Origin of the sequence: Xenorhabdus aichiensis, from assembly GCF_028598775.1 — a bacterium.
Taxonomy (GTDB): Bacteria; Pseudomonadota; Gammaproteobacteria; order Enterobacterales; family Enterobacteriaceae; genus Xenorhabdus; species Xenorhabdus bovienii.
The window spans coordinates 1-9,404 of record NZ_JAQRFO010000077.1 but is presented as its reverse complement, the minus strand read 5'-3'; the positions used below and the strand labels follow the sequence as shown (position 1 = coordinate 9,404).

Sequence of the window (9,404 nt, the reverse complement as noted above, 5' to 3'; positions counted from 1 at the left end):
CTATAATATATCTATAATATACTTATAATATACTTATAATATATCTATAATATATCTATAATATATCTATAATATATCTATAATATATCTATAATATATCTATAATATGTCTATAATATGTCTATAATATGTCTATAATATTTCTATAATATGTCTATAATATGTCTATAATATGTCTATAATATGTCTATAATATGTCTATAATATGTCTATAATATGTCTATAATATGTCTATAATATACCTATAATATACCTATAATATACCTATAATATACATATTACATGGTTTAATTATGGGTTATCTGATTATTTTATGTGAATAAATGGATTTTTTATTAAACAAATGCATTTTTTTAATCTATTGTATTTACTGTTATTTTAGTTGGTTATAGTATTTTTAATAAGAAATTTGTAATGTTTTTTTGGAAAGGAAACGTCGTTATAAAGTGGCAAGAAAAATAACGACGAACTATATCCGGAAATTTAAAATATTGGATGTAGAAATGGTTTCTTTATAACACCCAGCTCAATTGTCTCCATCCATGATTTTCAGCTTCCTTTTGCAACCGTATATCAGCATTGACAGTAAACACTTCGTTGGCAAATAAACACATCGGCAGGTCATTCATGGAATCAGTGTAAAAGGAGATATGTTGAGGTGATAAATTCTGTTCTGTCAGCCATTGTTGCAAACGCGCGACTTTTCCTTCACGGAAGGTAGGGATTCCCAAAATACTGCCCGTATAGCAGCCATCTTCCATGACCATATCAATACCCATGGCTGTCGGCACACCCAATGCGGCAGCGATTTTTTTCACCACGAAAGAAACAGTGGCAGAAATAATAATGATGGGAATGTTCTGTTGCCGATAGATAGCCAATTGTTTTTTGGCTGCGGGATAAAAGATGGGTTTAATTTTGGTTTCCACAAAATCTGTCAGCCAGATATCCACCTGCTCATGGTGTACTTGATTCAGTGACTGTAAATTGAATGCCAGATAATCGTGCATATCCAGCTTTCCAGCACTGTAGTCAGCCATCATTTTCTGGTCGGCCTCGATAAAACGATGATCGGTAATAATGCCTTTTTCCCACAAATATTCCGTCCAAAGCAGGCTGGAATCCCCACAAATCAATGTATCATCCAGATCAAATACCGCAATCTGCTGTGACATAGTCATTATTCCTCAATAGTTTTTTTGAATATCACGTCCAAAACTGTGTTTATTTCAGCTCATCGACTGAAATGCTAGTGAATGATATTGCCCGAAATTTGTTGGTCAAGGAAAGTATCGATGACAGATTGGGAAATGTGAGCGTTATAACGGCCTCCCATTTCGAAGTAAATAGATTTTGATATAGATTGATTGAATTATGGCGATGTTCAGACAGGATACGATGAAAAGGAGTATTCTGTGCTGATGCTGAATTTGGACACAATGTCATTGGAACTATGGTGCGGTAGATGATTCAACAAAAACTGACAGGTATGGAACGAGGCTGGTGGGTTATCAGCCTTGAGAATCTAGTTTGGCTGCCACAGGGCGAATTGCCGTCAGGGACAGCCAGACAATGGTCATTACAAGGTCATATGGCGCGGCCTATTGGTGAGTGGCTGGGCGAAACTGTGTGGCTGGTGTGTCAGAGGATGGCGTCAGATATGGCTTCTCCCCGCATGGTTGCTTCTCAGAACCCCACATTGTTTCAACTGGTGGGGCGTGGCATCCAACTGGCCGAGTTTTATCGATCACACCATTACTGCGGCTATTGTGGACATGAAATGCAGCATAGCCAGCATGAATGGGCCTGTTTGTGCAATCATTGCCATGAACGTTATTATCCGCAAATTGCGCCATGCGTTATTGTTGGTATCCGTCGTGATGACCATATTCTGTTGGCACAGCATCAGCACCATCGCAATGGTATCCACACGGTGCTGGCCGGGTTTGTTGAAGTGGGAGAGACGCTGGAAGAAGCAGCACACCGCGAGGTTATGGAAGAGAGTGGGATTAAGATCCGTAACCTGCGTTATGTGGCTTCCCAGCCGTGGCCTTTCCCGCAATCATTGATGATGGGGTTTCTGGCAGATTATGACAGCGGTGAGATCCAACATGATCCTGTTGAACTTATCAGCGCAGATTGGTATCACTATGATGACCTTCCCTTGATCCCTCCGTCGGATACGATTGCCCGCCGTTTGATCGAAGAGACGGCTGTGCTATGTCGTAACACGTAAACGGCTCCGAGATGATGAGCGAATGGCTCACGTTATTGCAGTTGTGCCAGAAGTTCGATTTCTGGCATGTTACAATGCGCCGGTTTTTTATAGTGAAAGTCAAACTGACCGTAACCAAAGAATTTTGTGGCCAATTAATCAAGGGAGCTTGTCATGAATGAGTTGAAAAACGACCGCTATCTGCGCGCCTTATTACGCCAGCCTGTTGATGTCACACCAGTATGGATGATGCGTCAGGCGGGGCGATATTTGCCTGAATATAAAGCAACGCGGCAGGAGGCGGGAGATTTCATCTCGTTATGCAAAAATACTGAACTGGCCTGTGAAGTGACGCTCCAGCCTCTGCGTCGGTTTCCATTGGACGCAGCAATTCTGTTTTCCGATATTTTGACTATTCCTGATGCCATGGGGCTTGGGCTGTATTTCGAAACCGGAGAAGGGCCGCGTTTTCACTCTCCGATTCTCAGCCATGCGGATGTGGAGAAACTCCCTGTACCTGATCCGGAGATGGAGTTGGGCTATGTGATGGATGCCGTTCGTGCGATCCGCAAGGCACTGGCAGGACAAGTTCCCCTGATAGGTTTTTCGGGTAGTCCGTGGACACTGGCGACGTATATGGTCGAAGGGGGAAGCAGCAAGGCGTTCACCAAAATAAAATCCATGCTGTATGCCCAACCTGCTACGTTGCATCTGTTACTGGATAAATTGGCAAACAGCGTTATTCTATATTTGAACGCGCAAATAAAAGCAGGGGCACAATCTGTCATGATTTTCGATACTTGGGGTGGTGTTCTGTCTCATCGCGATTATCGGGAGTTTTCTCTGCAATATATGCATAAAATTGTTGACGGATTGATCCGCGAACACGAAGGCCGTCGTGTGCCTGTTACCCTGTTTACCAAAGGGGGCGGACAATGGCTCGAAGCGATGGCGGCAACTGGCTGTGATGCCCTTGGGCTTGATTGGACAACGAATATCGCAGATGCCCGTCGTCGTGTTGGCGATAAAGTCGCCTTGCAGGGCAATATGGACCCATCCATGTTGTATGCCGCTCCAGCGCGAATTGAAGAGGAAGTTTCGACGATTTTGCAGGATTTTGGTACGGGTAATGGGCATGTTTTCAATCTGGGGCATGGCATTCATCAGGATGTCCCACCGGAACATGCTGGAGCATTCGTCGAAGCGGTACACAGACTTTCAGAAAAATATCACCGATGACTTTATGATTGATACAAAGGCGTTACGCCAGGAACAAATAGAAAAAGCACGGCAGGTTATCCGTCATGATTCTTTCGTGACGACTTCAACTTCCGCAATTCCTGCGTCTACGCCTTTTACGCCAGAATTAATTGCTGGCGCTGACGTCGGGTTTGAAAAAAACGGTACGGTGACTCGTGCCGCTATTGCTGTCCTGCATTATCCTTCGCTTGAATTGCTAGAGTATCAGGTCGCCAGAATTGATACTGTGCTTCCTTATATTCCTGGTCTACTTTCATTTCGTGAATACCCCGCGCTGATGGCAGCATGGCAAAAACTCAACCTACGGCCGGATCTGGTGATGGTGGACGGTCAGGGAATTGCTCATCCCCGGCGTTTTGGTGTCGCCAGTCATTTTGGCTTACTTGCGGATATCCCGACTATCGGGGTGGCCAAAAGCCGGCTGTGTGGTGAGCACCCGCCTGTGGGAGATGCGGTCGGAAGTTATCAACCATTGATGGATCATGCGGAGCAGATTGGCGTTGTATGGAGAAGTAAAAAAAGGTGCAATCCGCTCTATATTTCCATCGGCCATAAGGTCAGTCTTGACAGTTCGGTCTTCTGGGTTGAACAGTGCATGAAGGGATATAGACTGCCTGAGCCGACCCGTTGGGCGGATGGGATTGCCTCAAATAGACCATTTTTTAGGCAAACAATGCAGAAAAATCTATAATTGCAGCGGAAATGTGTGGATATTCTTGATTTTCAGGTAAACTTCGACGCAAATTAGGCATCATGAGTAACGGCTAATGTTAAGAAACCCGATCCACCTGCGGTTAGAGAAATTTGAAAGTTGGCAACATTGGACTTTTATGGCTAGTCTATGTGAGCGAATGTATCCAAATTATCAGGTGTTTTGTCGTCAGACAGGGTTTGCTGACCCCGCGCAGTATCGTCGTATTTTAGATCTGGCGTGGGAGACATTGATCGTCAAAGATGCAAAAGTAAATTTTGATAGCCAGCTGGAAAAATTAGAGACCATTATCCCATCAGCAGATAGCTATGATATTTATGGTGTGTATCCAGCAATTGATGCGTGCATTGCATTAAGTGAAGTCATTCATTCTCGTTTGAGCGGTGCAACGTTAGAACATGCAATAGCCGTCAGTGAAATATCCATCCGTACCGTTGCTATGCTGGAAATGACGCAGGCCGGTAGAGAAATGACTGAGGATGAATTAAAGGCATTGCCTGCCATTGAAGAGGAATGGGATATTCAATGGGAAATTTACCGTTTATTGGCAGACTGCGAAGAACGGGACATAGAATTAATTAAAGGATTAAGGGCTGACCTTCGCGAGACTAAGGTTAGCAACATCGGTATAAATTTAGAGCAATAACTCAGAAAACATGACTTAGTGCTTGAATTGCCGGATTTAAAGACTTCACATTTACCCTCACTCTGTTCTACATTGGGGGTGAAAAGAAGTGGCTATCGGTGCGTGTATGCAGGGGTGCTGTCAAATCGGCATATCCGTCGCACTCGATGCTTTGCAAACGATAAACACACTGTAAGGATAATCTATGAATAAGACTGAATTAGTTGATGCAATCGCAGAACAAGCTGGTCTGACTAAAACTCAGGCGAAAACTGCTCTGGAATCAACTCTGAATGCAATCACTGAATCTCTGCGAAATGGTGATTCAGTGCAACTGGTGGGCTTTGGTACTTTCAAAGTTAATCATCGTGCAGAACGTACTGGTCGTAACCCACAGACTGGTAACGAAATTAAAATTGCAGCAGCAAACGTACCTGCTTTCTCTGCGGGCAAAGCACTGAAAGACGCAGTTAAGTAATCGTATTGCGAAAAAAGAAGATAGAGGGGAATTTAACGCCCCTTTTGTTGATGCTACAGGGGCTGCTAGCATTGGGTTTTATCTCATTGCTCAGCGCCTGCTCGGTTCAACCTAAGGTTCCACTCTTCAGTGCCAGTGGTTTTATTACCGACGGAGGTGTTATCCGTTTATGGCGCTTGAATGATCAAAACAGTCGACCTCAAGTCATTATGAGTGTTTACAGCCCTTACCGTAATACAGATACCTCTGTGACTTTTTACGAATACCGTTACGGTAATTTGTGGCAGATCCGCCGCTCTGTACTTGATAATTATCCAATAGACGAAACATTGCGGATCGATAAAGATAACAAGGTTATTTTTATGCAGCGGCAGGCAAAAGAATACAGTGAACCGCTTTCCAGCGATGAGATTGTTCGCCTGCGGTTTGATGCCAAACGGATAAAGGAAGTCAGTGACGTTTTAATTGCCGGAAATGTCCATCTGATACAGGGGCATTGGCAGGATGGTAAAGTGACTACTTGTTCGGGGAAACAATTACCCATTCAATTTGAGCCTGAAGATCGGGCATGGCTCAAGGAAAGGGAAAAGAATAGTGCTGGCATATTGACCATTGCATGGCTGGATGCGCCAGAAGGAAAACAGTTACTATTGGTCGCCAATGATGATTTTTGCCGTTGGGAGCCGACGAAAGATAAACTGTAATTCTGTCACTTTCGTCGGTTGTTCATTCTATCAGTTCTGCATTAACTTATTTCAGACGGGCAATGGCTCGGTATCCAATATCTTTCCGATAAAAACATCCTTGCCAGCCAATTTTCTCAGCTCTCAGATAAGCTTTTTTCTGTGCTTCTGCGATATCGTCGCCCAGCGCAGTGACACACAAAACACGGCCTCCTGCTGTTACGACGTCTTTATCCTTGAAAGCTGTGCCTGCGTGAAAAACCTTTTCGTCTGTATCCGCTTCTTGATTCAGGCCGCTGATAACGTCACCTTTGGCATAATTGGCTGGGTAGCCGCCTGCGGCCAGTACGACACCCAATGCCGGACGGGTATCCCATTCAGATGTTTTTCCGCTTAACTGACCTTGTGCTCCGGCGAGACACAGTTCGACGAGATCAGAACGCAGGCGCATCATGATCGGCTGAGTTTCAGGATCACCAAAGCGGCAGTTAAATTCGATGACTTTTGGCTCTCCCTGCTTATCGATCATCAAACCTGCATAAAGAAAGCCGATATAGGTATGACCCTCGGCAGCCATTCCTTCTACGGTAGGGGAGATGATTTTCTCCATTACACGCTGGTGAACCTCATCCGTTACCACTGGCGCAGGTGAATAAGCTCCCATTCCTCCGGTATTGGGCCCAGTATCGCCATCGCCGACTCGCTTGTGATCTTGGCTGGTTGCCATGGGAACCACGTTTTTACCATCTACCATGACGATAAAACTGGCTTCTTCTCCATCCAGAAATTCTTCAATGACAATACGATGTCCGGCATCTCCGAACGCATTTCCTGCCAGCATGTCTTTAACCGTGTTCTGTGCTTCTTCTATTGTCATCGCGACAACAACACCTTTACCGGCTGCCAGACCATCTGCCTTAATGACAATGGGGGCTCCCATCTTTTCCAAATAGGCTAATGCCGGCTCAATTTCCGTGAAATTTTGGTAGGCTGCTGTTGGGATCTGATGGCGGGCGAGAAAATCTTTAGTGAAGGCTTTAGAGCCTTCTAGTTGGGCGGCGGCTTGGGTCGGGCCAAAAATGGTTAGCCCTGCTTGCTCGAAAGTATCAACGATACCGATAACCAGAGGGGCTTCTGGCCCTACAATAGTCAGACCGATATTGTGGTTTTGAGCAAAAGCCAACAATCCAGCAATATCTGTTGCAGCAATGTCTATATTTTCCAGATTTGCTTCCAGTGCAGTACCTGCATTACCCGGTGCAACGTAAACCTTATCTGCCAAAGGAGATTGCACCGCTTTCCATGCCAATGCATGTTCTCTTCCGCCACTGCCAATAATCAATATATTCATCTGGCGCTCCTATTATTAATGGCGGAAATGACGCATGCCAGTGAAAATCATGGCGATACCATGCTCATCAGCAGCAGCAATCACCTCATCATCGCGAATGGAACCACCCGGCTGGATCACACAGCTCACACCGACTGCCGCAGCCGCATCAATGCCATCACGGAATGGGAAAAAGGCATCGGATGCCATGGCACAGCCTTGAACTTCTAACCCTTCATCGGCAGCCTTAATACCCGCAATCTTGGCAGAGTAAACGCGGCTCATCTGGCCTGCACCAATACCCATGGTCATATTATCTTTGGCGTAAACAATTGCGTTGGATTTGACGAACTTCGCTACTTTCCAGCAGAACAGCGCATCCCGCATTTCTTGCTCTGTTGGCTGGCGCTTGGAAACCACTTTCAGATCAGCTTCTGCCACCATACCTAAGTCACGATCCTGCACCAGTAAGCCGCCATTGACGCGCTTAAAGTCTAGACTAGCAACTGGCGAATGCCATTCGCCACACGCCAGAACACGAACATTCTGTTTGGTTGCCAGAATCGGCAGAGCTTCTTCATTAATAGAAGGCGCAATAATAACTTCGACAAACTGGCGCTCAATAATCGCCTTGGCAGTATCGGCATCCAACTCGCGGTTAAAAGCAATAATGCCACCAAATGCAGAGGTTGGATCAGTTTTAAATGCACGGTCATAGGCGGTATGCATATCTGCACCAACCGCAACGCCACAAGGATTAGCGTGTTTGACAATTACACAGGCTGGCTCGGCGAACGTTTTCACACATTCCAGAGCAGCATCGGTATCAGCAATATTATTGTAAGAGAGTGCTTTGCCCTGTAACTGTGTTGCTGTGGCAATAGAAGATTCGGCAATTTGCTCTTCTATATAGAAGGCAGCATCTTGATGGCTATTTTCACCGTAGCGCATATCCTGCTTTTTAATGAAGTTCAGATTGAGTGTACGGGAGAAACGGCCTGATGGCTGATTCGTCTCACCATGATAAGCAGGAACCAGTTTGCCAAAGTAATTGGCGATCATACTGTCATAGGCCGCGGTATGCTCAAAAGCTTTGATCGCTAAATCAAAACGAGTTAGCTGGGTCAGGGAATTTTGATGGCTATCCATCTCTTCAATAATTTTGCCGTAATCCTGACTGTTGACCACAATTGCGACATCTTTGTGGTTCTTGGCGGCAGAGCGAACCATTGTTGGGCCGCCGATATCGATATTCTCAACAGCATCTTCCAGAGAGCAATCTGGCTTCGCAACAGTTTGTGCAAAAGGATAAAGATTGACGACTACCATATCAATCGGGGAAATCTGGTGCAGTGACATGACTTTATCATCCTGCCCACGCCGGCCAAGGATGCCTCCATGTACTTTGGGATGAAGCGTCTTAACTCGTCCATCCATCATTTCGGGGAAGCCCGTATAGTCAGAAACTTCAGTAGCATTCAGCCCTGCTTCCGCCAGCAGGCGTGCGGTGCCGCCCGTTGAAAGCAGTTCGACACCGCGACTGGATAAGGCTTTGGCGAATTCAACAATCCCCGCTTTGTCAGAAACACTCAGCAGGGCACGACGGATTGGACGAAGCTGTTGCATTGGTGTGATCCCTTGAATTTCATAAAACAAGACTGTGCTATTGAGAAAAAACCAGCGTATTGAGAGAAAAAATGGCATCCGCAATAACATTTCGAAAAAATCACGTGGTGTTTTTTCCTGCGATAATTGTAACGAAAACGTTTGCGTGATGCTCGACAAATTTTACCAAAATATCCATCTGTGGATAAATTTGTGTATAAATAGGTATAAACCAGTCTTTTGCTGTGTAATGCAGCAAACGATAATTTTTTTCAAAAAAACTATTGTCAGGGGCCGAAAAGTCCCTATAATGCGCCACCACTGACCGACGCTGAGCGAAGACACGCCGCGGAGGCCAGCGAGAGAAAAGCCCCGAAATAAAGGCTTGACACTCAGCGAGGAAAGCGTAAGATACGCAGCCTCACGACACGGAGGACACTCCGGTCGACACGCTCTTTAACAATTTAATCAGACAATCTGTGTGGGCACTCACAAG

9 protein-coding genes are annotated in these 9,404 nt (G+C 45.3%); 6 read left to right on the top strand and 3 right to left on the bottom strand.

What is annotated here, in order from left to right; translation table 11 throughout:
• Positions 1-512: 512 nt before the first annotated feature.
• On the bottom strand, positions 513-1,175 hold the full coding sequence (locus PSI22_RS20290; RefSeq protein WP_273581317.1) for an HAD family hydrolase: 663 nt from the start codon (positions 1,173-1,175) through the stop codon (positions 513-515).
• 290 nt (positions 1,176-1,465) lie between these two features.
• Between PSI22_RS20290 and nudC the strand changes: the two genes are divergently transcribed.
• The 6 genes from nudC to PSI22_RS20260 all read left to right on the top strand — a co-directional run bounded on the left by nudC (position 1,466) and on the right by PSI22_RS20260 (position 5,994).
• Positions 1,466-2,236, top strand: a complete 771-nt coding sequence (gene nudC, locus PSI22_RS20285) for an NAD(+) diphosphatase (protein ID WP_273581316.1) — start codon at positions 1,466-1,468, stop codon at positions 2,234-2,236.
• A gap of 153 nt (positions 2,237-2,389) precedes the next feature.
• Positions 2,390-3,454: a uroporphyrinogen decarboxylase gene (hemE, locus tag PSI22_RS20280; RefSeq protein ID WP_273581315.1), complete on the top strand. Its 1,065-nt coding sequence runs from the start codon at positions 2,390-2,392 to the stop codon at positions 3,452-3,454.
• 4 nt (positions 3,455-3,458) lie between these two features.
• Complete coding sequence (gene nfi, locus PSI22_RS20275; protein WP_273581314.1) at positions 3,459-4,166, top strand: deoxyribonuclease V; 708 nt, start codon at positions 3,459-3,461, stop codon at positions 4,164-4,166.
• A gap of 76 nt (positions 4,167-4,242) precedes the next feature.
• Positions 4,243-4,833: a YjaG family protein gene (locus tag PSI22_RS20270; protein ID WP_038192643.1), complete on the top strand. Its 591-nt coding sequence runs from the start codon at positions 4,243-4,245 to the stop codon at positions 4,831-4,833.
• 184 nt (positions 4,834-5,017) lie between these two features.
• Positions 5,018-5,290, top strand: a complete 273-nt coding sequence (hupA, locus tag PSI22_RS20265; protein WP_012990303.1) for a nucleoid-associated protein HU-alpha — start codon at positions 5,018-5,020, stop codon at positions 5,288-5,290.
• 50 nt (positions 5,291-5,340) lie between these two features.
• Positions 5,341-5,994: a DUF1481 domain-containing protein gene (locus PSI22_RS20260; RefSeq protein ID WP_273581318.1), complete on the top strand. Its 654-nt coding sequence runs from the start codon at positions 5,341-5,343 to the stop codon at positions 5,992-5,994.
• Positions 5,995-6,040: 46 nt separating this feature from the next.
• Here PSI22_RS20260 and purD read toward each other — a convergent pair whose 3' ends face one another.
• Together purD and purH are read right to left on the bottom strand one after the other, a co-directional pair.
• The gene (purD, locus tag PSI22_RS20255; protein WP_273581313.1) at positions 6,041-7,324 is read right to left on the bottom strand and encodes a phosphoribosylamine--glycine ligase; all 1,284 of its coding nucleotides are present in this window, start codon (positions 7,322-7,324) and stop codon (positions 6,041-6,043) included.
• A gap of 15 nt (positions 7,325-7,339) precedes the next feature.
• Positions 7,340-8,929: a bifunctional phosphoribosylaminoimidazolecarboxamide formyltransferase/IMP cyclohydrolase gene (gene purH / locus PSI22_RS20250; protein WP_273581312.1), complete on the bottom strand. Its 1,590-nt coding sequence runs from the start codon at positions 8,927-8,929 to the stop codon at positions 7,340-7,342.
• Between the last annotated feature and the right edge of the window lie 475 nt (positions 8,930-9,404).

What these genes read in the sequence shown, in the direction of transcription:
- PSI22_RS20260 (WP_273581318.1), top strand. Translation starts at nt 5,341, where the DNA reads ATGCTACAGGGGCTGCTAGCATTGGGTTTTATCTCATTGCTCAGCGCC.
- hemE (WP_273581315.1), top strand. Translation starts at nt 2,390, where the DNA reads ATGAATGAGTTGAAAAACGACCGCTATCTGCGCGCCTTATTACGCCAG.
- nfi (WP_273581314.1), top strand. Translation starts at nt 3,459, where the DNA reads ATGATTGATACAAAGGCGTTACGCCAGGAACAAATAGAAAAAGCACGG.
- PSI22_RS20270 (WP_038192643.1), top strand. Translation starts at nt 4,243, where the DNA reads ATGTTAAGAAACCCGATCCACCTGCGGTTAGAGAAATTTGAAAGTTGG.
- nudC (WP_273581316.1), top strand. Translation starts at nt 1,466, where the DNA reads ATGATTCAACAAAAACTGACAGGTATGGAACGAGGCTGGTGGGTTATC.
- purD (WP_273581313.1), bottom strand. Translation starts at nt 7,324, where the DNA reads ATGAATATATTGATTATTGGCAGTGGCGGAAGAGAACATGCATTGGCA.
- PSI22_RS20290 (WP_273581317.1), bottom strand. Translation starts at nt 1,175, where the DNA reads ATGTCACAGCAGATTGCGGTATTTGATCTGGATGATACATTGATTTGT.
- purH (WP_273581312.1), bottom strand. Translation starts at nt 8,929, where the DNA reads ATGCAACAGCTTCGTCCAATCCGTCGTGCCCTGCTGAGTGTTTCTGAC.
- hupA (WP_012990303.1), top strand. Translation starts at nt 5,018, where the DNA reads ATGAATAAGACTGAATTAGTTGATGCAATCGCAGAACAAGCTGGTCTG.